Raw genomic sequence first — 24,340 nt, forward strand, 5'->3', positions numbered from 1 at the left:
CCCTATTAAACATCCGCTTATGAATTTGCCGATATTATAACAAATATAGACGCCCATTAGAATTGGACGTCCTTGTGTATCCTTCATTTCCTCATTTGTTTGTTTCGGATATTCTGCGGGGTGGCACCATACGCTGTTTTAAATTTTTTATAGAAAAAACTCATGCTGTTATATCCGACCTGCTTAAAGATCATTTCGAATGGCAGGTTGGTATTGACTACCAAAGAATAGGCCGCATTAAGTTTAATGTTGGCAATAAGCTGCGTGTAAGTAAGACCGGTTACTTTTTTCAACTTATTACTTAAATACGTACTATTGTAATTAAAATGAGTAGATAATTGCTGGAGGCTTAAATGCTGATAATGCTCTTCCATGTAATTCAGAATAGAAGTAATATTACTTTCCTGCTGGTTTAAGTGAATATTATGCTCGCTTTCCAATACACGGACCAATTCCCCAAATACAATGGACAAATAAGCCTTGACCAGCTCCATTGAATCCTCTTGCCTGGAAAAATATTCGATCAAGATTCTACGCAATATATATTGAAGGTTTTCATTATGCTGTGACTCAAAAATAATAAAGTGATTATGATGCTGATGCTGGAGGACTGAATTGGCAAGAAACTCGCCGATCAAACTTTTTTTCTTAGATAGCCGCTGTAGAAATAGGGATGAAATCGTTTCTCTTTGCAGGAGGATATTAATCAGTATATCGTTTTCTCCCAAAGGTGCGATGCTGTGCGGTACATCCTTATCGAGGACACACACTTGGCCTTCACAAAGCTCAATTTCTTTACCCGCTATGATTTGGTTGCACTTACCTGAGTAAACATAGTTTAACTCAATAAATTCATGCATGTGCTCCAGCATCGGAGCAAACCTGTTGTGCTTGCTAATATAAATATCATGTTCTCCGAAGAAAAATAAAGCAGGCATTCGATACATATTCTGATTTATATCAAAAAATCGCTCATTTTCCGATTCTTTGGAGAGATCATTAATCACTTGATTGTTTTGCAGTTGTAAAAGTTCAATTTCAGTTTTACTTCTCAGCAACTGATCCAACTCATGAAGGTTCATAAACACAGACTCCTCCTTCAGACTCCCATTAACTGTGAACTGCCGTCTGTGTTTTGCTTCCCTTTCCTCTAATAGCGATTCCCAGACAGAGGAGCGCAGCAATCATAAATACAATCGCAGAGACGAGAAAGGAAAATGAGGCAGTTTCATTCCCAGACAACACCCCAACTAACTTGATAACATAAGGCGAAGCAAACGCTCCCAAATTGGAGCCTACCATTGCAATCGAAATAGATATCGTCTCACTGCCTTTAGGTACGATTTTAGTTAGTATCGTAAAAATATAAGGAATAAACAGCGCAAAGCTAAAGCCAATGATCAGCATGGCAACCGTAACCATGGTCACATTCTGAGCAAACCACAGCAGGACAAAACCTGTCGCTGTTAATAAACTGGAGATAAAAGGTGCGTAATTTCTGAACCATTTATATATTCTACCGAACAAGAAGCCTGCAATCATAGTTGATAAGGAGAACAGCGTCAAAGCGGTCCCTAAAAACCCTGCGTTAGGCATACTCTTTTCAGCAATCATAATACCTGTTTTGGTATACACAATCATGATAAAGGTCATAAACAGGAAAAGTGCAGCCCCTAATCCAAGTACAGGTAGGGACATTCCCCCACTCTTTTGGCCCGTTCCTGTCGTGCTCACTGTAGGCTCCTCACGCTCTGGTTCAGGAATGATAAAAAAGAACAACAGTGCGATAGGAATCGTGATCGCATAGCACAAAAAGGCAAACGGCCAGTCGATTAGGGCAAGCTGTCCTGCCACAAAGGTAGCCAAGCTGCTTCCGAGCCCTTGTACAGCGCTTTGAAAACCTACCAATTGAGCACGTTCATCCCCTTCAAAAAAATCACTAATTAAACTGACAGCCAGCGAATTGAACATCCCCAGACCTGCACCTAGCACCAAACGCAACGCGAGAATCCATGTAATGTTCGTAGTGAGCATAGGAAGTATTCCGCCGATGACCACGAGCAAAAGTCCTAGCAGGACTGTATTTTTTTTACCCAAGCGGGAAGAGATCGGGCCACTCAACAGCACAAACAGCATCATCGAGAAAGATGGGATTGTAACTATGCTTTCAATCAGTGAACTGGAGACTCCCGGTAATTGGTTCAGCATCATCGGGATGATAGCTGAAATAGCACTCGCTGATGTCAGGACTAAGGAAATGGACAACAATGCTGTTTTAAACCATATTTTGTTTTTAATATTCATCAAGCTTCTCACCTCTAGTCTATGTTATTTAGCCTCTGGTTGTATTTGTACTGGAACGTATACTGTCCAGATCCGACGGTAAACGTCAATTCATGATCTCCACTCAGTTCGAAAATCGCCTGTTCTCCGGGAGAACCTGATTTCCCGGCCAGCTCTTGTGGCACATTACCAGGCGGATACTGAATCGACGGGTATTGCTTAGTAATGGTCTGTTGTAATGCATCTGGCTCTAGAACGCCCGGAAGCGTAATCTCAGCTGTCGTATTATGTGGTACGTGAACCGTCATCCGCATTTCTTCATTCACGATTTCCCAATGGACAGCAACCTCACCATAAGGTGTCTCCAGCTTGCCATGGGCCGAAGTAAGATTAACAGGCGGTTTGGGTGCTAACCGTGACTTTTTGTAGCCCGCTTCAAGCACATCGATTCCGGCAATATTTTGGTACATAAAGTCTCCAACTGAACCGTACGAATAGTGATTGAACGAGTTCATATCGGTGCTCCAGAACGAGCCGTCCACTTTGATACTGTCCCAATGCTCCCACATGGTCGTTGCTCCCCGTTCAACCTGATAGAGCCAAGAAGGATAATCTTTCTGAAATAAAATTTTATAAGCTATATCTGTATAGCCATTGTCGGATAAAACCAGGCATAGATAGGGTGTGCCTACAAAGCCAGTATCCAAATGCATATCATTTTTTTCTATCAGCCGTACGAGCTCCTGAACCACTTGCTTTTTATATTTTTCTGGTACCAATCCGAAGTACAAAGCCACAACCTGTGCAGTCTGGGTATTAGAAGTCAGTTTGCCAGCGTCATCAAAATAACGGTTCGCAAAAGCGCTTCTAATCCCCTCATGCAAGCTTTGATAGGTGTTGTAATCGGTATACCGATTCAGCAGTTTGGCCGTCTGCGCCAAGATATGAGTCGAATACGCAAAGTATGCAGTCGCTACCAGCATTCCATCGGTCGCTCCAAAATAGCTCCCTTCCTCGCTATCCAGCGCCAGCCAGTCTCCCAGCTGCAAACCAGTATCCCACAGATGTTCCTCGGTCCCCTGGGCACGAATATAATCGACCCATGCTTTCATACTGTCATACTGCTGAGCTAGAATTTGCTTATCCCCGTAACATTGATAGATCGTCCACGGACATATAACTGCTGCATCTCCCCATGCGGCTGTCGTTTGGTCCATATTGTCTGCAAAGGTTCCTTTGAGGACATCCGGCACGACAAAAGGCACAGCCCCATTCTCCAGCTGATTGTAAGCCAAATCTTTCAGCCACTTTCGAAAGAAGGAAGCACTATTCATATTGAAGCTGGCCGTTCTGGCAAAAATCTGTGCATCGCCGGTCCAGCCTAATCGCTCATCACGTTGCGGGCAATCGGTCGGCACATCCAGGAAGTTCCCCTTTTGTCCCCATACAATATTGTGCTGGAGTTGGTTCAGCTTTGGATCGGATGTCTCGAACAAGCCAATTGTCGCCATGTCTGAATGCAAAACAACGCCTGTAAAATCTTCAATGGCTACGCCAGCCGGAAAGCCCTCAAGCTTCACATACTGGAAGCCTTGAAAAGTGAAATGCGGCCTAAATATCTCCGTCCCCTTGCCGCTGCAAATGTACGTAATCTGCTGCGCTGCATCACGAATATTATCTCGGTAAAAGTTCCCTTGCTGATCCAGTACTTCACCATGAACCAGATTCAGAACCGTACCTTCGGGGGCTTCCACTTTAAATTCCAGCCAGCCTACCATATTTTGACCCAAGTTAAGTACTAGTTCGCCTTTAGGAGTCCAAATCAGTTCAACAGGCTTTAATCGGTTCATTACACGGACAGGCTCGTTCTCCTGAGCAACCAGATGACTTAACGGAAACGGGACGACCTGCATCATTTTCCGTTCGTTCAAGAAGCGATGTTCGGCTGCCTGCTGCTCCAGTCGAGCATCATAGATTTCGCCGTTATAAATATCTGACATCAAAATGGCACAGCTCGTTTCCTCCCAGGAAGAATCAGAGCAAATGAGTTCTGAACGGCCATCTTCATAGCTAATCTTCATTTGAAATAGCAAAGCATTCGTGTTCCCGTAGGTATCCTTGCGCTTTTGCCAGCCTAGATAGCCGCTGTACCAGCCTTCTCCCACCGTTGCTGTGATGCGGTTATGTTGTTCTCGAACGGTAGAAGTCACATCATAGGCTTGCACCTGAACACGATCGTTATAATCTGTCCATCCCGGGGTAAAGTAGGCATCGCCTACTCTTTGTCCATTGAGCTCCAGCTCATACAGACCAAGGCTTGTGGCATAAATGACTGCTTTTTTCACTTTTCCCTCAACTGAAAAACACTTGGAAGCAGCAAAAGGGGCTCTCGTCTGAAACTTTTCATGGATGCTTCGCTCCTGCACTGTAATCCATTGTGCCTTCCAGTCCTGCTCATGGAGCAGCCCCATTTCCCAAAAGCCAATCTCACTCCATTCCGATTCCTCGGGTTCGGTGTCACCCGCTCCCTGAGCCCATACTTTTACCCGGTAATGATATCTTTGTCCTGATTCGAGTGGAGGACCTTCATAGGGAAACAAAATGGATTGTTCCGAATAGGAAAAATGATTCCAGAGCAGCGGTTCAAAAGCGGGATTTATGGCTACCTGCAATTGGAAGCGTTTTTGGAAAACATATATGTTGTCAGATTCAATTTGCCAACTTAATCGAGGCTTTAGACAACCCAGTCCAATCGGATTGTTTACATGTTCACATCTAAGCGCTTTCACTTTTAGCATCTTATGTCCTCCCTGAGATCTTCTTTTGTGTTTCTATACTCAAATTAAAACGCTTCCATTAGTTGTGCGCAATGTTGTATCCCTGCATGTTGTATGCTTGATTTACAGGTATTGAATGTCCATCCCTCATATCGAATCTTAAAATGGGTCTATTAGAAAAATATGTACGTGTGACAGCGCAGTACTCAAAAGGAAAACTCTTGTTTTTTGTACATATGGATTGTAGTATTAAGCCGATCAGTGAAAGGAGAATTACAGTAATGGAAACGAACTACAGAAAGCTGCTGGATCAGATGATCGCACCCTATGATGAAATGCTGCAGATTCTAATAAGTGATCACGTCGATTTTTCGAAGGTTGACTATTTGGAGCAACACAGTGAGGAATATGGAAAAAGTGATGCCAATTATACCAATCGCTTGAAGGTGCTTTTGGCTATGTATAATCGTGAGGATCGAGATTCCCCGCATTACGAACCGATTGTGAGAAGGCTGCTCGTTAATGAGATTATAGATAGGGAAACGAACAGTTTTCAGGGGATTGGCGATGCTCTATACTACGCCGTTTTTTTACTGCAAAAATATGAGCGTGAGCAGGACCAAGTTTTGTTCCAGCAGGCCAAGAAGGCCAATTTTGATACATATGCCGGGTTTGACCCTGCGTTGATTTTGGAAACATATTTATTCAGCAAAGATACAGCTGATCTTGAAGATTGCATCAATATCGCGAGTGAACTCGGGGAAGATGTATACCTATCATTATTTATTGATTTGTGGATCAGAGAGCAGACGGATTGGAACAAGGAAAATTTACGGACACTCGTTTACCATGAGAGATGGCGCAACCAAGCAGAAGGTGAAATTGAAGCCCTCAAAAAGCTGGCTGAAATGGAGAAAACAGAAGGAAATCATCATAATTACTGTTCTACTGCATCTAACTTGGCAGAGAAGTTCATTGAAACAGGACGATTGAATGAAGCGTGGGAAACGATGGGAACCATTATTCCGCTTATTACGAAGGAAGAAGAATGGTTCCTGTATGGACTTGGTCGCAATATTATTACGGCCTGTATCCATATCATCTTGCATTTTGGGGCAGAAAGCCGACAGGCTACTTCGTTATGGCAAACAATAAAAGGGATTCTTCAACCTGCCGCTAACAACATGGGGACCAATCAATATCAGCTTGCTGTATCTGCCAGCAAATTTATGGGAGATACCGAATTGGAGCAAAAGTTACTCAGGATTCGGAAGCAACGTCAATAATCTAGTTGCCATAAGGAGCCTGTCGCATGCAATGTAAAGAACGAGGCATTTGACCCAGCAGCTCGCTTTCCAGTTGCCCCTCGAAGCGAGGGGCAGCGAAAATACGGATTGCAGTGCATTGCCTTCCTCTACAGATTTCCGGTCACGATAATACCATCTGCTTGCTTCAAATGCGCTCTGACCCATGCTGTAAAGGAATCGATAAATATGCGTAATTCTGGCTCCTTGGCAGGCCAAGCATCCAATTCTGTTAATATTTCATGCCATACCGACGCCTGAATCGGATTATCCCAGCAGGCATCAAAAGCCTCATACCTTTCCCCCGTGTCAGGATCGACAAGTGGATATTTGGACTTTAACACAGACAGCACGATATCAAAGTCATCTGCGTAGATGAAGATCATCTCCTCCAGCTTTGGCTCATCTGTATCTCCATAGCGCAGCGGTTCAAAAGTATATCCAATATTGGCTCTTGGACCACTATAGCGATAGATTAGTGTCTGAATCTCTGTTTTTCCTTTCTTAGTCACTCTCTCTTACTCCTCTCTTCGGCTACAACTCGAACCAATCCGCAGCGCATTTCTCTTCTTCCAGTGCCCTACACATTCCTTCCCTCAACCCCATCGCATCTCCGCCGCCGATATGAAATAGACAATAGATATAAGGTTCATCATCTTCTAACCCTTCAATATTTCTTGCCTCTTCCACTGAAATCTGAAGCGCTTCAGGCCAATCAGAATTATTCTGAAGCAGAACAAAACCATCCTCATCCCTTTGCATCCGATATCCCTCAATCCTAGGCAATGCTTCAGCTAAGCGTTCCATTAGCGCTTTAATATCCTTAACATCTGCGACCTTAATCCCATACTCCCAACCCATCTGCATTCCTCCAATTTTATGAACTCCTCCTTAATTAGAACCACCCCTAAATTGGGTTTCACCTTCTCATTCACCTCAGGAAATTCACTTGGATTCAGTCATAGTCCGCATATAAGAGGTATTCCTTACAATGCCTGCACTGAAATAAATAACCCCGGAACGATCCGTCACGTTTCATGCTTTCCCGTATTCGACTCTTAGCCTCTTCTTCATTATACAAAGCCAGAATAGGCATAAACATCAGGTTGACATCATTTTCTATCCCTCTACTGACAAGCTCCTACCAGCCCACAAAATCTATAAAAACACAGTAGTCATCACAGTGATCCAGCCACGCGGCGGTCTGCCATGCCTCATAACCGGGAGTCCGATGCAGTAGCTCATCCAGCTTTGGTTCCTCCAATTGTGCACAGCAAGCAGGGTCATGAAATGTTCCCTGTAGCATGCTCGCAGCGCTACCATTCGCAATACACCAAGGACAGATCGCCTCATAAGATAATGCTGTATAAAAGGGACCCGCGTACCAGATATCGGTCTGCCGTCCACAACAGGAACACGTTTTCAAAAAGCCTGATTTAAGGATCTGAGTGCGTACAGGGTCTTGATGATAAGTAAACACAGGGAGATCGGAAGTTTTCTTGCGCTTGGCTACTTTGATTAAAGGCTTAATCACCGGCAGTCGAATCGGGCTATTAATCATCTCTTGAATACTCCACTGTTTCTTCAAATCTGCTTTATTTTTCCGGTTCATGACGGACATAAAAACCTCTAGCGCCTCTTCGTATTGATGCAGGTGAAGATACAACTCTGTCAAAATTCTGGCAGCCTGCTCGCTTTCTAAGCCCTCAAGCTCTTCCTTCAATTGGTACAAGGCTTGTACAGCCTCGGGACTGGGTGCGTACAAACTATATCTTTTGTTTAGTGCCACCCATTTTTGCTGGATTTCCATAAGCCCCCCACTTCCTTCTGATTTTCCTGAAATTTCTTATAACTTATTATAATAGATATAGGCTTCCGGTGAGTATACCCCGGAAGCCTATGGATTCATCTAACCAATCTTTTATTTATTTTGCCTTATGAGGAACAGGCTCACTATTCCCGTTTCTTTTTCTCACTACCCACATAATAACAGCCATAACAGCTACCAAGACTGCTATAAGCGTAAAGGGAATATATTTGTCCACTCGATACAAGGTGGTCGTCAAAATAGGAGCAATGATCGCGGAAATTCCCTGTACCGCAGCTACCAGCCCCGCTGCTCCCCCTTGCTGCTCTTGACTGACTGAAAGCGAAGCACCTGCCATAAAACCGGGCATCAGTAAGCCTGTGCCTATGCCAAACATAAAGAACGCTGCATAGTAAACGACCAAGCTGGCTGAAATCAGAAATAATGCCATTCCAGCAATCAGGAATAGAGAACCAAGTAAAATCATCGGCTTAGGCTGCCATTTAAGCCATTTCATCTGGATGATCTGCACAATCAGCATCGCTGCCCCGGAGAACATAAGTCCAAAGGACACGACTCTTGCTGTTTCTTCGGATGTAAGACCTAACTGATCTTGAAAATAAAAACCACCTATAACCTGAATAGTCACAATACTTATCATCGTAACCAAGCCTGCAAACAAATACATTCTTAGACCTGGCTGGAGGGGGTTAATTCGAGCGGGTTTTTGCTGAATAACGGGCTGGGCCGCCGGAATCGCCAGCAGAGACACCACGAATGCAACAGCGGCAATGACAATTCCAAAATATAAGGGCCATAACAGCCCTATTAAAGTAAAGGCACCTGCAATCGCGGGACCAAATACCAGCCCAAGCCCATTCGCCGCACTAATAATAGCCATACCACTTCCACGCTCTTCTCCTTCCGTTACATCTCCCATATAAGCTTGGGACGATGACAACACCGCCGGGATAAAGCCACCAATTAAGCCGCGTGTAACAATCAGCAGGACTAACAGCAGCCCCCCACTGAGCCAACCATTTAATCCTGCAAAAAGAGTAAGTGTAAACAACAGGCAGCTTACACACATCCCTATGAAACCAAGCAGAATCACCGGCTTGCGTCCCTTTGCATCACTTAGATTTCCCCATACTGGAGCCATTAAGGCCATCGTTATAGAACCAAGCGATATAATTAATCCGGAATGGCTTTCTCTTAAGCCTAATTCACGAATAAGGGGCGGCATAATTGGAGCAATGAGCATGAGCCCTAGCATAGCCACAAATACACTGAAAAAGATGCTCCCTTTTATTCTATTCATCCTCGCACACTCCTCTGTTAAAGATTCTCTCTATGCAGAAGTATACGGAGCATACCAAAACGCTACTGCCTATAGACGGATAAATTTGCGGTTAAACGGATTTAATTTTGCGTATAAAACAGCAGCCAGTCTTCAGACAGTAAAAAATGGCCTGCATTCTATGGCCCAATGGGCGTCGTTAATTATAGAGTCGCTCTTTCGTTGTGAAATGAACTACATCGGTCTCTTCATCGCTGACTGGATGGAAGGGCTTCATTTCCTGGCATGTTATTACGATATATGATGTACAGTCTTTTGCCTTTAGTAATTAGCGTAGCTGTGGGTTGAGTCTGTATATCGATGTCTAAGGGGGAAATCTCAGTGAAAACAAAAATAGGATCAATCATGAAGGTAAGATCGTTAAGAACGAAGTTAACCATAATGTGCTTGATTATTTTAATTGTACCCACATTCGTGATTGGAATCAGTTCTTATGTTGTTTCCAAGAATGAAATGAATGAATCAGGCAAAGTAGCACTTAAGAATAGTGTGCAAATGGTAATTGGTATGATTAGTTTCCTCAATGGGCAAGTCGAAGCCGGTAATTTAACATTGGAAGAAGCACAGGAAAAACTGCGCATCGAGCTGCTCGGTGTAAAAGATGCTAATAACAAAAGACCGGTAAAGATTAAATATACTGTAGGTAAAACAGGTTATCCGTGGGCAGTCAACCAAGATGCCGTTTCAGTGATGAACCCTTCAAATGAAGGCCAGGATTTAATAAATGCCGTATCGGAAGACGGTGTGCATGTGGGAAAAGAGTTTGTAGAAGCCGGTACAAACGGCGGTGGATTCGTCACTTATAAATGGGCTTTACCTGGTACAGATCAAGTGGAGACGAAAATTTCGTACGTTGAAAGGGATCCTTATTGGGGATGGATCATCGGTTCTGGAGCATATTTTAACGAATTTAACAGCGGGGCGACCAAGGTCCTTTATATTGTCCTGATTATTACGACTATTGCAGTTATTCTGGGAGCAATTATCGTAAGCTTTGTTTCGGGACATTTTACGAAGCCTATTATCATGATTGCAAAGCGGCTTAACTCAGTTGCGGACGGTGATTTAACGGTCGAAGAAGTCAAAATGAATTCAAAAGATGAGGTTGGCGAGCTGGCACAGGATTTCAATCATATGATTAAAAATATTAGATATTTGATCGGTGAAGTAAACCTGTCCACAAAGCAGGTAGCAGCTTCCTCGAAAGAATTAACCCTTGGTGCAGAGCATACTGGGCAGGCAACCGAGCATATCACCATCGCGATTCAAGAATCCGCGGCCGGTGCGAAGGAGCAGCAACTGATGCTCCAGAAGACAACCAGCTCGCTTGAAGAAATTTCAATAGGCATGCAGCGGATCACGGATAGCTCCTTGACTATTGCTGAATCGTCTGCAGACGCGATGGAAATGGCGAGCCTTGGCGGTACTGCTGTACAACATACGGTGAAGCAAATGGACTTGATTAACCATTCCGTCAATGAAACCGATGCGGTTATGAGGATGCTGGATGAACGTACTCAACAGATCGACACGATGCTGCATGCCATTACGGATATCGCACAGCAGACCAATCTGCTTGCCTTAAATGCTTCGATTGAGGCTGCCCGTGCAGGCGAGGAAGGCCGCGGTTTCTCCGTAGTTGCTGCAGAGGTGAGAAAGCTGGCCGAACAATCGAACCAGTCTTCCGGGCAAATTTCCGGGTTGATTCAGAATATGCGCAAAGATATGGAGCATTCGCTTAAGACCATGGAACGCGTAAAACAGGATGTCGACTCTGGTATTAAAATTGCCAATGAGACAGAGCAGCAGTTTAACAAAATTGTGACGTCCACCAATCATATCGCGCAGCAAACAGAAGAGCTCGCAAGCATCACGCAGCAAATAACCGCAAGTGTCCAAGAAATTTCGGCGGGCGGAGAGAACGTATCAAGTCTGGCGCTTCAAGCGGCGGACAACTCGCAGAATATTGCAGCGTCTGCAGAAGAGCAACTGGCTTCGATGCAGCAGATCACCAGTCTGGCCACGACCTTGTCGGATATGTCACAAAAGTTACAGGATCTAACGGTCAAATTTAAATATTAACGGAATAAATCTTTCCAAAATATTACGCTAAACTGTCATTCATATTATGAGGTCAACCCGTTCCTTTGGGTTGACCCTTTTTGCATTTGTTCTGAGAAATTACTGAAAAGGCTCGCAAATCGTGATCCCCTTCTAGCGATGTGAATTGGGCACGGTTTTTGTCGATTTGGTTCAGAATTGGTTCAGAGGCATTTAGTATAGTAAATCAGTAATGTAAGAAAGAAAATTATATTAGTAGGTTAGTCATCATGGAGGATCTTAGTAAGTTCATCGTGACACCGGAAATTTATGGAGGAAGTTTATGCGTAAAATCAAGTCTTTTTGTTTATCTTATCTTGCTGTTATCGTCTTATTAGGGACCTGGACATGGAGTTTTTCCGAGAGTGCTGTGTATGCAACCTCCTCACCAGTACCAAGTGTAACGGATGCTGTGTATGCTACTGAAACCACGGTAACGAGTTGGACAAATCCTTCTAAACAAGGTCAATCCGTAACGTTTAGCATCAAAACCATCTCAACCCCACAAATTACGAAAGATTTAACCGGCTCGGTTATCCTTATGGACGGTACAGATATATTAGATACGCTTACGATGAGGCCAAATGGCATTGCGAATGGATATGCCACTGCGACCTACACCACAAGCGATTTAAGTGTGGGAAGTCACCCAATTACTGCTATATATAGTGGGGATGCTCGATTTGCCCCCAGTACATCTGAGCCATACATTCAGGTCGTAAATGCATCTGCGCCTACACCTTCACTGAGACCTACAGTAACTACAATATTGAGTTCGCTGAATCCGTCTAATCAAGGTCAGGAAGTAAGGTTTAGCTTGAGGACAACCTCAAACCCACAAACTTCGGGCGATTTAACCGGAACGGTCATCCTTATGGACGGCACGAATATATTAGATACGCTGACGATGGAGCCAGTGGGCATTTCGAATGGCTATGCCAATGCGTACTACACTACAAGCAACTTAAGTGTGGGAAGTCACGCAATTACTGCTATATACAGTGGGGATGCTCGATTCGCGCCGAGCACCTCTGATGCCTATATACAGGTTGTAAATGTAAATGGAAATGCAGGCACGGGTGATATTAGCAATAACGACAGCAGCAGTAGCAATAAAAAAGATAAGAAGGATAACGCGGATAGCAGTGACTCATCTTCTTCAAGTGAAACAACCGCATCTTCATCACCATCGGCTTCTTCAACGGTTTTACCGACTGCGGAAATCATGCCAGTAGAGCAATCCGAGGTTGCGCATGAAAAATATATAACGGGTTATCAGGATGGTACATTCCGACCGGACCAGTCAATTACACGAGCTGAAACCGCCGCGATGATGGCTAGGATTATGAAGTTGGAGACAAAAGAAGGCTCAACGACATACAAAGATGTACCTAGCACGTATTGGGCAAAGGATTCGATTATAGCACTTACGACACAGCACCTTATGAATGGATATGCAGATGGAACATTTCGACCAGAGCAACCCATTACCCGTGCAGAAATGGCAGCAATACTCGCATCCTGGAAGCAGCTTAAAGGAACGCAAACCACAGCGTCTCCTTATACCGATATCGAAAAGCATTGGGCAAGGGATTCCATTGTAGCGTTAGCTAATGCAGGATGGATTACCGGCTATAACGATAACAGCTTCCAACCCAATAAATATATAACACGAGTAGAAACGGTTACCATTTTGAACACGATCTTAAAACGAGGACCCCTGGAAGGAACCATTCAGGCTACATGGAAGGATGTACCAACAGATTACTGGGCATTCAAAAATATTGAAGAAGCGTCTCGTACCCATACTTCAACCATCAATACAGATGGCATTGAAACTTTCGTGAAATAAGCACCAAATAAAAAGTCTGGAATCCTATCTATACAGGGTTCCAGCTTTTTGTTACCTTGATATTTTTTTAAAATGGTCAAAACAGAATTTTTAAAATACTTTCTTCAAAGATGATGGTTTCACTCCGTATTCCCGAAAAAATTGCTCTGAAAATGCACTCACATTACTGTATCCTACAGCCATCGCAGCTTCTGTTACATTGCTTTCCTGGCTTCTAAGCAGCTTCATCGCATAATCAAGACGAATTTGGCGCAAATATTCAAATACAGTCGTTCCAAAACATGCTTTGAATCCTTTTTTTAATTTAAAATCGTTTAATCCAATTCTTTTGGATAATGCGATCAGTGAAGGAGGATCAATCATGCTGGATTCAAGGATTTGCCGAGCCATATGCAACTTTCTGACATCTTCTTTAGATAAGCCTTCGGGCATGGGAGTTAAATCAAATAATTGAATCATAAACCTATTCAAAATCTCTAGTGCCGCTGCTTCCATTAATAAAGGCGATCTATGCACACTTTTCAAATCTTTGATCAAATGTTCAATCATCACTATACTTCTGTGATCCAGCTCAAAACTAAGGTGATGGAACGCAGCACCCTTCAGAATTTGTTTAAATTCAATAGCTACCTGGCGACGAGCCGCCAACTGTGAAGCCGCATAATTAAACAACGAAACAGGAATGCCAAGTGCAAAGGATTGGTATTGTTCGTTAATCGGAGGATGAAAACGTGCTTTGAAATCCTGTAAAAAAATAAGAGCACCCCACCCTATCGGGAGCGTGTAGTCCAGACCAGCTATATTCACATGACGTTGACCCGAAAGTGCAAATTGAAGTTCAATCATTTGTCCTTTGGAAGCAAAGTTCGTCTGGTAAGGCTCGTGATATTGGATATGCGAATACACAATCTCGATACCGCTGTAAGTCGTAACTCTGTAGATATGTCCGTCACCTGCTTCCGGTAACATCATATACGTATGCTCGTTTTGTTTTCTAAACGGAGTTTTTTCCAAATAATGCTGATATATTAATGATAACGAATTTGAATTCACAAGCGTCCACCTCAAAGGTTTTCATTCATTTTGATGATTCAAATGAGAATCGTTATCATTAATATTAGCTGAATTTGAACGATTTGACCAGACTTATTGGAGTATGCTGTGAAGATATCCGGGGAATCTATTAATCCCAATCCATATAAAACGTTGCTTTCAATTTGCCCTTCTCACATGCTGGGCAACTCAAATGAACAGGCACATTGTTTTCAATGTGTTCCTGCTCCATAACACTCGCGCATCTAGGACAAGCATAAGAAATTTTATACTGTGATGAGTCCGATTTCATCTCAATAAACAATTCATTACGGATGGCCTGACAGGCAGGACACACATACATAGCGTCATAAGCATCATATCTCGTCGAAGGGTTGCCTATGAATTCCCCAATACGTCGTTTAAGGACAGTATCCTGTACAAACGAAGCAATGGATTCCAAACTCATATATGAAAAACCAAACCCTACAAATATGTTCTTAGTATAAGCACAGGTATCACAGTCCAGCTTGTACGCTTCCCCCATGTTTATCACTCCCCAACTCTTCATGCGGTTATTGAAGCCTCATTTATTTCTTTACGAGACTTGCTGAATGCGTGACTTGGTTTCTCCCGCCACTCTTAGAAGCATACAGTGCCAAATCCGCTTGATGAACTATCGATTGTTCCGTATCCGCTTGCGTAACCGTTGCCACACCGATACTCACAGTAATGCTGTATTCTCCCCAATCCCTTGAAGCCGTCATGGAGCGGTATCTTTCTGCTGTACGAATGGCTTCCTGTTGATCGTTGCCGGGAAGGATAATTACAAATTCCTCGCCACCGTAACGAGCGACAATATCAACATTCCGTGAAATGGATTGTAGTAATTCTGCCAGATGAGTGAGCACCAGGTCGCCCACCGGATGACCATAAGTGTCGTTAATGCTTTTGAAATGATCAATATCAATGAGCAGCAGCGAAAAAGGTATTCCAGTCTCTTGAAAAGAGGCTAGGATGATTAGTAATTGATCTTGAAAATATCTTCTATTCTTTAGCCCAGTTAACGGGTCGGTTGATGCCATCGTTTCTAGCTGGAGATTGATCCTCACTAATTCCTGCTGCTTGATTTCATATTCTTCGTGCAACCGTTCAAGCTTCTGGTTGGCTTCATTCGTCGCCTGATATAATTCCTGAAGCTTGGTTTTGGTCTGTAGTATATCTTTTTCGTGTTCAATACGCTTACGCATCACAAGCACTACACAGTCAATCACTGCTTCTCCATTTCGTTCCTGGCGAATTCCGTTTAGAAGTACAGGCACATCCTGTCGATCACTTGTGCGAAACGAAAAGTACATCTCATCGACACGCCCGTACAACTGGATGTATGGATAAAAATAAGTATGAAAAAATAGCTTGTTGGTAACAGACATTGTTATTTCAATCGGCCATCCGAGCAATTGATCGCGTTCATAAAGAAGCATGTCCAATAAAGTTTGGTTTACCGATTGAATGATCCCAGCGTCCGAAATTGAAAAGTATCCACAGGGAGCTTTATCTAATTGAATATCCATTAAATGACTGCCTTTCTTTCGATATTACACACTAGCTAAATATTCTTTGATTAAATCGCTCGTTTCTCCTGGTTGGCTTAAATGAGGATAATGCCCCTTTGCTCTCATCTGCTGAAGTCTGCTATTTCTAAGATGGGTATGCAAATAATCCCCTACCTCAATCGGAGCAATACTATCATCTGAGCACTGGAGAATAAGTGTAGGAACCGAAGCATGCTGAAGATCAACACGGCAATCTGAAAAAAATGTAACCTCTGCGAATTGCCGTGCAATATGAGGATCTCTTGAACAAAATGCCTTTTCCAATTCTTCGGTTAAGTCCCCTCGCTCGGGATTCTGCATAGCAATGGGCGCCATGTAACTAGCCCAGCCAATAAAGTTCATTTGCATCATATCCAGTAATTCATCAATATCACTCTTATCGAAGCCCCCATAATAAGAAGGCAGGTCATTCACATAGCGTGGAGAAGGACCGAGCATGACAATGCGTTCAAAATATTGAGGGCTGCGGATGGAGGCGAGCATTCCGACCATGCTGCTAACGGAGTGTCCGACGAATATGGTATTTCTTAAGTCTAACGCTTCCATAATATCCAGCACATCCTGGGCATACCCTTGCAAGTCACTGTATTTTTGGGAATCATAGTACTTTATTTGAGAATCTCCCGAACCAACATAATCAAATAAGACGATTTGGTAGTTGTCGATAAAGCTAGGGACGATATAACGCCACATATCCTGATCGCATCCAAAGCCGTGAGCAAATACAATCGTCTGGCTGCCTGTGCCCAGCACTTTTATATTATTACGTAGGAGAATATCAACGGTCAACGTAAATCACCTCTCTGAGGTAGTAGTCTCTGTTCTATCGCTTCTCTTCCCTATTATATCGGAAAAGATTTGCTTATGGATAATGGATCTCATTCATAAATCCAACTTTCAATGATCCCCTTTACCTTGTGCACATGTTGCTGGGATAAGGAACAAATAATAACTAATTCGTTTTTCCCATTCGTATCTAACCAATAGTGAACGTCATCCTCTTCATTAACCGTTTCTTGAATGATTCTGATGGATTTATGACTTATTTTTGATTTAGCCGAAAAAATGGGGTTCATATCCATGACTTTCTGACCATTAGAAAAGGATGTATTGTAATAAGGAATCACCCAGTTCTCCTTATCCTGATCTTGTACTACATTTAGAAATACACGCACCCAATAATCCTCTAGTTCTGTGTAACTCTGTTCATTCAACTCATTCAAATTCATACATGTAACCACCCATCTTATACACTGGTTGTCTGACGGCTTGCAAGGATTGTTCAATACGCCCTGTTGCTTCCTTGGTGCCCGTAGACATTTTGCAGATTTCTGTAGCGACAACCCCAAAACCTGCTCCTGCGTCACCCACCCGAGCAGCTTCAATCCAGCATTTAATCCAAGCAGGTAATATGTATCCACTTCCTCAAATTTTGATATCAGCCCTACCCTCTATTTCGTCATTTTCATCCCATGTATTTAGTGAAGCAGCGCGTACCGATTAAGATTGGCACGCGCTGATGGTATGACTTTTATGAAACAGGCATTAAGATCTAATCCAACTGCTCTCCATTGGTTTCGATCACATTCTTATACCAATAAAAGCTCTTCTTTCTAGATCTGGCAAGTGTCCCATTGCCTTCATTATCCTTATCGACGTATATAAACCCATAACGCTTTTTCATTTCTCCGGTTCCCGCACTGACCAGATCAATACATCCCCATGGCGTATACCCTATTAGGTCCACTCCATCAGCAATTGCTTCTTTCATTTGCTCAATGTGTTGCTTCAGATAATCAATTCGATAATCATCGTGAATGGAGCCATCTTCTTCCACTGTATCTACGGCGCCAAGACCATTTTCAACAACCATTAACGGGATTTCATATCGGTTATAAATATTATTGAGGGACCATCTCAATCCCTGTGGATCGATCTGCCAATCCCAGGCACTTGCTTTTAAATGAGGATTCTTTAAGCCCATAGATAAATTCCCTCCCACTTTCTCCTGGTTAGGATCGGCACTGACACAAGTAGAAGAATAATAGCTGAAAGTATAGAAATCTACGCAGCCTTCTTTTAAGATGTCCTCATCTCCTTCTTGCATTGTGATCTGAATGTTATGATCTCTAAAATAGCGTTTGGCAAATCCCGGATAAGCTCCTCTTACTTGGACATCTGAGCATAGGAAATTACTTAAGTTATCCTTTTGTTGAGCCAGCAGAATATCATCAGGATGACATGTAAGTGGGTAGGAACACATATAAGCAATCATACAACCGATTTTAAAGTCCTTGTTGATTTCATGACCCAGCTTTACAGCCTTTGCACTGGCAATAAATTGATGATGCAACGCCTGATACAGAACCTGCTCATCCTTCACTGTAGCATGGGCTAGCTCTCCATTCCCCTCCGGCATCATAGCTCCAGCCATGAATGCTCCAAATGACAAGGTTAAAATATTGATTTCATTAAAGGTTAACCAGTATTTTACGACATTTTTGTATCTGTTAAAAAGCACTTCACAATATCTCACATAAAAATCTACGACTCTGCGATCTGACCAACCATTATATTTTTGGGTCAAATGAAACGGTGCTTCATAATGTGAGATTGTAACCAAAGGCTCAATATTGTACTTTTTCAATTCTGCGAATACACGATCATAGAACTGCAAGCCTTGCTCATTCGGCTCTGCATCATCTCCGTTAGGAAATATTCTTGACCACGCAATGGACATCCTAAAGACCTTGAATCCCATCTCTGCAAATAAGCGGATATCCTCTTGATAGCGGTGGAAAAAGTCAATAGCCTCGTGACTCGGGTAGTTCACTCCTTCTTCCAGCATAGGTGTAATTCTTCGGGAAGTCGTATGCGTTCCAGCCGTAATCACATCAGCAGTGCTTAAGCCTTTACCTTCTTCATTATATCCACCTTCAAATTGGTTGGCAGCCGTTGCACCTCCCCATAAAAATCCTTGTGGAAATTCCAATGTAGTTGTATTTTTCATTGTTTAATTCCTCCTCAACATTAATTAGGATTAGACTACGACGGTCAATAAGTCCTCTTGATACTCAATTGCCTTTTTCTCTGTTTCAATGACATCCAGGTAATTCGTAGTATTGGCAACGATAACAGGTGTGGTCAAAACATAACCAGCCTCTTTTATAGCTTCCATATCAAACTCCATAAGCAGCTCGCCTTTTTTAACAGCATCCCCCTGTTTTACTTTAGGATAAAAGTGTTTGCCTTTTAATTTGACCGTATCTTTGCCTACATGGATGAGGACCTCAACCCCGTGGTCACTTGTAATGCCAATCGCATGACCTGACGAAAATAATGATGTTAATACACCATCTACAGGTGAAACGACCTTACCTTCAGAAGGTTCAATGGCAATCCCTTTACCCAAGGCACCTGTCGAAAAGGCTTCATCTGTTACTTCAGATAAAGACTTCACTTCACCTTTTAATGGACTCATCACCGTCTCTTGTTTTACTAAAACTTCTCCTTTAGCTGCTCCCGAGGTGTTATCTTCCTTTTTAGCTTCTTTCACTTCATCATCTTTAAATCCGCCAAAGAACATAAGCAAGAAGCCTAATACAAAGCTTACCAGGATACCGATAACAGCCCCATAAAATCCGCTGTCTATTCCTGCCGGACTGATATAGCTCGGGATAGCAAAAATACCCAATCCACCAATGATATAACCTTTCGTTCCCATCATTCCTATAATACCGCCGCCTACTGCAGATGCTATGCAGCTTAAAATAAATGGTTTCTTACGTGGTAATGTAATCCCGTAAATCGCTGGTTCTGTCACACCAAAAATCCCGGAGATGACAGCTGGAATGGAAAGTGATCTCAGTTTTACATTTTTGGTTTTAAACAAAATTGCCAGTACGACGCCCGTCTGAGCAAAGGAAGCTCCCAGCGTAGCCGCAAGAATCGGATCGAATTTAAGCACGGCTAAGTTGTTCATAGCGATAGGAACAAGTCCCCAGTGTAATCCAAAGATAACAAACACTTGCCAGAAAGCGCCCATGATTATGCCTTCAATCATTGGACTTAAGTTATACACAAAGAGGGTTGCTGCCCCAAGCAGTTGACCTGCCCAAGTCGAGAGAGGTCCAATCACAATCAATGCTAAGGGTACAATAACTAACAATGTGAAAAACGGAACCAAAAATGTTCTCACTACGCTAGGGATTACCTTTTTAAAGAAATTTTCTATTTTTGAGCCTACATAGGTGGATATGATAATCGGAAGAACTGTTGACGCATAACTCATCAGAATGACCGGAATGCCTAAGAAGGTGATATATACCGGTGACTCAAATATAGTACCGCTAAATAGAGTGTATAGTGGTTTGCCCGAGGCTGTTATCGTGCTAAATGTGGGGTACACAAGGGATGCACCTATAGCCATACCTATGAAAATGTTGGCATTGAACTTTTTAGCTGACGTATACCCCAGGAAAATAGGAAAGAAGTAAAATAAACAATCACCTAAAGCATTGAGAATTTGATAGGTACCCGATGTAGTGGTCAGCCAGCCCAAAGCTACAAATAGGGCAGTGAAGCCCTTAATCATACCTGTGGCACTTAAGACACCTAACGTGGGTGTAAATACACCTGAAATAGTATCAATGAATCTATTGAACAAACTCATTTTTTCACCAGATGCTTCTTCTGAATCTCCTGTCTGAAAACCACCCACAGCAGTAACATCAGCATAAACCTCAGGTACATGGTTACCTATAACAACCTGGTATTGCCCGCCACTCTTTACCACAGTGACAACACCATCCATATTTTTCAAAACCTCTGTATTGGCTTTACTTTCATCTTTTAGTTTGAAGCGCAAGCGTGTAATACAATGAGTTAGACTATTCACATTTTCTTTGCCGCCGACATTTCTGATGATGTCTTTTGCTAATGTCTCATACTTCATTGTAATTTCCCCTTTAATTGTATTTATAAAAAAAGGCGAAACCAAAATAGATCAAATTCGATCTAGGTTGGTTTCGCCTGCATTACCAGTAACAATCCAAGAGTTATTCAATTTTGTCTTTGGGTCACACGCTGAATATGAATCGTGATATACAGCTTTTCCTCATCTGACAATACCATATCCAAGTATTTCTCAATCTTCAGCATGCAGCCATAAGCCTTTTTGTACTTTGCTTTCACTTGCCTCCATAAAAAGTCGTCTTCCAGTTCTACTTTTTCTTTTTTATTTAATCGCTGAAAGAAGAATCTTAAATGTGTAATAAATCGCTCATAACTGATCGAGTGTTCATCTATGGTGGTATTATAAGAGTATTTAATAATATTCAAGATGTCGTGTATTTTTTGAGTTTGCTGAGCAACATCTGCTACCTTGTTGTAGGAGCTGTTTACTTGAGCATTGATTAAATGAAGAGCAATATTACCTGCTTCATCTTCTGACAATCGTTTGCCTGTTTCGTCTTCAATAAACTCCAGTGCTTTTAAGCCAACCGCAAATTCTTTAGGATAAAATTTTTTGATCTCCCAAATTAACGGATTTGCATTTTTAAACCCTTCATCAAACATTTTAAATGCATTGTTCATGTGATCCGTAAGCGAAACATATATATAATCGCTCAATTGTACTTCTAATATGCTTTTTCCATATTCAATGATGTCATAGCATAACGAAACATATTCTGATGGAACATCCTCTAACAATAACTTAAATTTCTCTGAAGCATCTTTATGTTTAAGCACAAAGACCTTTTCAATTAGATGCTCTTCTACTTGTTCGCCTGCATTCTTTTTGAATGCAATACCACGACCCATAACAACAAATTCATCTCTTTTTTGATCTTTGGCTATTATGGCGTTGTTATTAAAGATCTTCGTTATGATCATCTAACTGCCCCCCTTATCCCATCAAATTTAAAAAAGGATTTAGATGCTGGGCGAAATTTCAGATAGGTCACAAGACGGTAATAGCCGATCAAATCTTCGTCGTAAATCAAATTCAAATGTATTGATTTACAATTCCGTGTTATGAAAACGCATTCATAATAAGAGACAAAGCCTTACGTTTTCCATCATTGATCTTGAGTGCTCCCAAACCGATCTGATATTCCGTTCTGAAAATGGATATAGTCGGTTAACCACGTCCCATGACATCATTTTTGGGATGTCGATTCGTTGGTCGACGTCATCATCTTTGTTGTTCAGCACTTGTAAGGCTTTATATCACTCACCTTTCTGCGTTATGGCTGGGCAGATTTTCATATCATGCAGGATATCGCAAAGCATGTATTCTAAAAAGAAAAGGCAAAACCCAACACATGGAAATTGAATTCCATGCCTCGGGTTTTGCCTTTTCAGTAACAATCCCAAAATCATAATAACATCGAATTTAAGTTTTGCCAACAAAAATGTTTGCGCTTTCTTTTTCGGAGCAACCACATCAAATACAACACACTATCATGGTATAAAATGTCATCCGCCAATGTAGGACATGTTAATCTTTTTTTTGTTGTTAGCTGTCTGCTCCGTACGTTCATCGGAATACCGGTCTGTACGTTGTTCCCATACTGAAGTAATCACATCGAGTAGTTCCTGGTCATCCGCTTCATTACGAAGCATCTGGCGTAAATCGAATCCGCCTGAAGCAAACAAACATGTATAAAACTTGCCATCGCACGATAAGCGGGCGCGTGTACAAGACGAACAAAATGATTCAGAAACCGAAGTAATAAAACCAATCTGTGCGTCGCTGTCTTTATAACGGTAACGTTTTGCCACTTCTCCAAAGTAATCCCGATCCATCGGCTCCAGCTCGTACGCATTCTTAAGTCGTTCAACAATTTGTTTTTTGGTTAGTACCTTTTTGAAGCTCCATCCGTTGTCATTCCCTACATCCATAAACTCGATAAAGCGAAGGGTTATTCCCTGCTCCTTAAAATAAGCGGCCATCGGCAAAATCTCCGAGTCATTAACGCCTTTTTGAACGACCATATTGACCTTGATTTCAAAGCCGATTTCTCTTGCATATTCGATCTGCTTCAAAATAAAATCAGGCTTAATCCCCCGCCCATTCAATCGCCCAAATAGCTCAGGGTCCAGAGCGTCCAGACTGACATTAAGCCGTCGTAGCCCCGCGTCATAGAGAGGCTTAGCCTGCTGTCCTAGCAGCACACCATTGGTGGTCAAGCCGATATCTTCCACTCCGTCAATGGACAGGATTTGGGAGACCAGGTCGGATAGATTCCTGCGCATTAATGGTTCGCCGCCCGTGAGTCGGATCTTTTTTACACCCAGGGATACAAAGAGCTTCGTTAGCCGGTGTATCTCTTCAAACGACAGACATTCATTTTGAGGAAGAAAGGCGTAATCGTCACCGAATATTTCTTTGGGCATGCAATAGGAACAACGGAAATTGCAGCGGTCTGTAACCGATATACGCAGGTCACGAATTGGCCGCTGCAACGTGTCTTTCAGTGGATAAAAATTCATACGCCCTCTCCTTTCTAGTTGTTTAGCATCGTTATTATTAGCCACCGCTGACTGGGGGAATGAAGGCTGCAATGTCTCCATCCTGTAATACATCCGTAGACAACGCATACTCCTCGTTTATCGCAATTCGCACAGACTCGATCGGCATATCTGGATATTGATCTGTTATCCAATTGGATAAATCGCCTACCGTTTGGCCCGCCAAATCTGCCAATTCTTCTGTTTTTCCCGTCACCTCACGGAGTCCCGCAAAGTAGTACAGCTTAATCATGACTGATCTCCCCCGGCTTTTTCTTTTGATCTCCGACCCACTGCGTTCCATCTTCCCAAATCTCTCGTTTCCAAATAGGAACTATTTCTTTAATTCGTTCGATCGCGTATTCATTTGCCTTATACGCATCCGAACGGTGAGGTGAAGAAACGGCAATGACAACGGCGATATCACCGATTTGAAGCTCGCCAATGCGGTGCGCGATTGCCACTCGCGTCCCTTCCCATTTCTGTTCGATTTCGCGACCAATCTCTGTGAGTTTTTTTTGGGCCATGGGGACATAGGCCTCATAAGCAAGGTATAAGGTCCGTACGCCTTGAGTCCATTCTCGTACGTGCCCTGTAAAAATAGTCACCGCTCCTGCTTCCGGCCTTAGGACATAATCCGCATAAGCCTGCGGGATAATGGGCTCCGTCACGATTTCAAATACACTCATCTTTT

The 24,340-nt window shown here is 42.6% G+C and carries 20 protein-coding genes and 2 pseudogenes; 3 read left to right on the forward strand and 19 right to left on the reverse strand.

Features of this window, described 5'->3' with window-relative positions; translation table 11 throughout:
- Window positions 1-83: 83 nt before the first annotated feature.
- The 3 genes from MKY75_RS17365 to MKY75_RS17375 are packed head-to-tail and all read right to left on the reverse strand — an operon-like array spanning window position 84 to window position 5,081.
- Window positions 84-1,082 carry an AraC family transcriptional regulator gene (locus MKY75_RS17365; protein ID WP_340887099.1) on the reverse strand — a complete coding sequence of 333 codons (999 nt, stop codon included), beginning with the start codon at window positions 1,080-1,082 and terminating at the stop codon, window positions 84-86.
- A gap of 28 nt (window positions 1,083-1,110) precedes the next feature.
- Entirely contained in the window at window positions 1,111-2,304 is a 1,194-nt protein-coding gene (locus tag MKY75_RS17370; protein WP_029515488.1) for an MFS transporter, read from the reverse strand.
- A 14-nt stretch (window positions 2,305-2,318) separates the two neighbouring features.
- The gene (locus tag MKY75_RS17375; protein WP_340886104.1) at window positions 2,319-5,081 is read right to left on the reverse strand and encodes a family 78 glycoside hydrolase catalytic domain; all 2,763 of its coding nucleotides are present in this window, start codon (window positions 5,079-5,081) and stop codon (window positions 2,319-2,321) included.
- A 260-nt stretch (window positions 5,082-5,341) separates the two neighbouring features.
- Here MKY75_RS17375 and MKY75_RS17380 point away from each other — a divergent pair, with 260 nt between their 5' ends.
- Complete coding sequence (locus MKY75_RS17380; protein ID WP_340886105.1) at window positions 5,342-6,346, forward strand: hypothetical protein; 1,005 nt, start codon at window positions 5,342-5,344, stop codon at window positions 6,344-6,346.
- A 128-nt stretch (window positions 6,347-6,474) separates the two neighbouring features.
- On the opposite strand, the gene MKY75_RS17385 is transcribed toward MKY75_RS17380, so the two are convergent.
- The 4 genes and pseudogenes from MKY75_RS17385 to MKY75_RS17400 all read right to left on the reverse strand — a co-directional run bounded on the left by MKY75_RS17385 (window position 6,475) and on the right by MKY75_RS17400 (window position 9,492).
- Complete coding sequence (locus MKY75_RS17385) at window positions 6,475-6,876, reverse strand: hypothetical protein (RefSeq protein WP_318627431.1); 402 nt, start codon at window positions 6,874-6,876, stop codon at window positions 6,475-6,477.
- 22 nt (window positions 6,877-6,898) lie between these two features.
- The gene (locus MKY75_RS17390; protein ID WP_069010513.1) at window positions 6,899-7,225 is read right to left on the reverse strand and encodes a hypothetical protein; all 327 of its coding nucleotides are present in this window, start codon (window positions 7,223-7,225) and stop codon (window positions 6,899-6,901) included.
- Window positions 7,226-7,319: 94 nt separating this feature from the next.
- A pseudogene (locus MKY75_RS17395) lies at window positions 7,320-8,174 on the reverse strand (CbrC family protein).
- A gap of 115 nt (window positions 8,175-8,289) precedes the next feature.
- Window positions 8,290-9,492 carry an MFS transporter gene (locus MKY75_RS17400; RefSeq protein WP_029515494.1) on the reverse strand — a complete coding sequence of 401 codons (1,203 nt, stop codon included), beginning with the start codon at window positions 9,490-9,492 and terminating at the stop codon, window positions 8,290-8,292.
- A gap of 360 nt (window positions 9,493-9,852) precedes the next feature.
- Here MKY75_RS17400 and MKY75_RS17405 point away from each other — a divergent pair, with 360 nt between their 5' ends.
- Both MKY75_RS17405 and MKY75_RS17410 read left to right on the forward strand, forming a co-directional pair.
- Complete coding sequence (locus MKY75_RS17405) at window positions 9,853-11,613, forward strand: methyl-accepting chemotaxis protein (RefSeq protein ID WP_081317524.1); 1,761 nt, start codon at window positions 9,853-9,855, stop codon at window positions 11,611-11,613.
- A gap of 301 nt (window positions 11,614-11,914) precedes the next feature.
- Entirely contained in the window at window positions 11,915-13,483 is a 1,569-nt protein-coding gene (locus MKY75_RS17410; protein WP_340886106.1) for an S-layer homology domain-containing protein, read from the forward strand.
- Between the two features lie 90 nt (window positions 13,484-13,573).
- Here MKY75_RS17410 and MKY75_RS17415 read toward each other — a convergent pair whose 3' ends face one another.
- The 12 genes and pseudogenes from MKY75_RS17415 to MKY75_RS17470 form a co-directional block, all read right to left on the reverse strand.
- A complete protein-coding gene (locus MKY75_RS17415) occupies window positions 13,574-14,536 on the reverse strand; it encodes a helix-turn-helix domain-containing protein (protein ID WP_165149763.1) in 963 nt (320 codons plus the stop codon).
- A 130-nt stretch (window positions 14,537-14,666) separates the two neighbouring features.
- The gene (locus tag MKY75_RS17420) at window positions 14,667-15,062 is read right to left on the reverse strand and encodes a hypothetical protein (RefSeq protein WP_340886107.1); all 396 of its coding nucleotides are present in this window, start codon (window positions 15,060-15,062) and stop codon (window positions 14,667-14,669) included.
- Between the two features lie 43 nt (window positions 15,063-15,105).
- Window positions 15,106-16,089, reverse strand: coding sequence for a sensor domain-containing diguanylate cyclase (locus MKY75_RS17425; protein WP_340886109.1), 984 nt, complete (start codon window positions 16,087-16,089; stop codon window positions 15,106-15,108).
- A 24-nt stretch (window positions 16,090-16,113) separates the two neighbouring features.
- Window positions 16,114-16,920 carry an alpha/beta fold hydrolase gene (locus MKY75_RS17430; RefSeq protein WP_340886110.1) on the reverse strand — a complete coding sequence of 269 codons (807 nt, stop codon included), beginning with the start codon at window positions 16,918-16,920 and terminating at the stop codon, window positions 16,114-16,116.
- A gap of 89 nt (window positions 16,921-17,009) precedes the next feature.
- Complete coding sequence (locus MKY75_RS17435; RefSeq protein ID WP_340886111.1) at window positions 17,010-17,360, reverse strand: hypothetical protein; 351 nt, start codon at window positions 17,358-17,360, stop codon at window positions 17,010-17,012.
- Window positions 17,361-17,373: 13 nt separating this feature from the next.
- A pseudogene (locus MKY75_RS17440) lies at window positions 17,374-17,537 on the reverse strand (methyl-accepting chemotaxis protein); the annotation flags it as partial.
- 146 nt (window positions 17,538-17,683) lie between these two features.
- Window positions 17,684-19,141 carry a glycoside hydrolase family 1 protein gene (locus MKY75_RS17445; RefSeq protein ID WP_340886112.1) on the reverse strand — a complete coding sequence of 486 codons (1,458 nt, stop codon included), beginning with the start codon at window positions 19,139-19,141 and terminating at the stop codon, window positions 17,684-17,686.
- A gap of 30 nt (window positions 19,142-19,171) precedes the next feature.
- Entirely contained in the window at window positions 19,172-21,085 is a 1,914-nt protein-coding gene (locus MKY75_RS17450; protein ID WP_029515503.1) for a beta-glucoside-specific PTS transporter subunit IIABC, read from the reverse strand.
- 107 nt (window positions 21,086-21,192) lie between these two features.
- Window positions 21,193-22,026, reverse strand: coding sequence for a BglG family transcription antiterminator LicT (gene licT, locus MKY75_RS17455; protein WP_029515504.1), 834 nt, complete (start codon window positions 22,024-22,026; stop codon window positions 21,193-21,195).
- Between the two features lie 585 nt (window positions 22,027-22,611).
- On the reverse strand, window positions 22,612-23,628 hold the full coding sequence (gene moaA, locus MKY75_RS17460) for a GTP 3',8-cyclase MoaA (RefSeq protein WP_029515505.1): 1,017 nt from the start codon (window positions 23,626-23,628) through the stop codon (window positions 22,612-22,614).
- Window positions 23,629-23,665: 37 nt separating this feature from the next.
- Window positions 23,666-23,899: a MoaD/ThiS family protein gene (locus MKY75_RS17465; RefSeq protein WP_029515506.1), complete on the reverse strand. Its 234-nt coding sequence runs from the start codon at window positions 23,897-23,899 to the stop codon at window positions 23,666-23,668.
- On the reverse strand, window positions 23,892-24,335 hold the full coding sequence (locus MKY75_RS17470; protein WP_029515507.1) for a molybdenum cofactor biosynthesis protein MoaE: 444 nt from the start codon (window positions 24,333-24,335) through the stop codon (window positions 23,892-23,894). The genes MKY75_RS17465 and MKY75_RS17470 overlap by 8 nt, the downstream gene beginning before the upstream one ends.
- Window positions 24,336-24,340 lie beyond the last annotated feature (5 nt).

The organism is Paenibacillus sp. FSL L8-0663, assembly GCF_038008125.1.
Taxonomy (GTDB): Bacteria; Bacillota; Bacilli; order Paenibacillales; family Paenibacillaceae; genus Paenibacillus; species Paenibacillus polymyxa_D.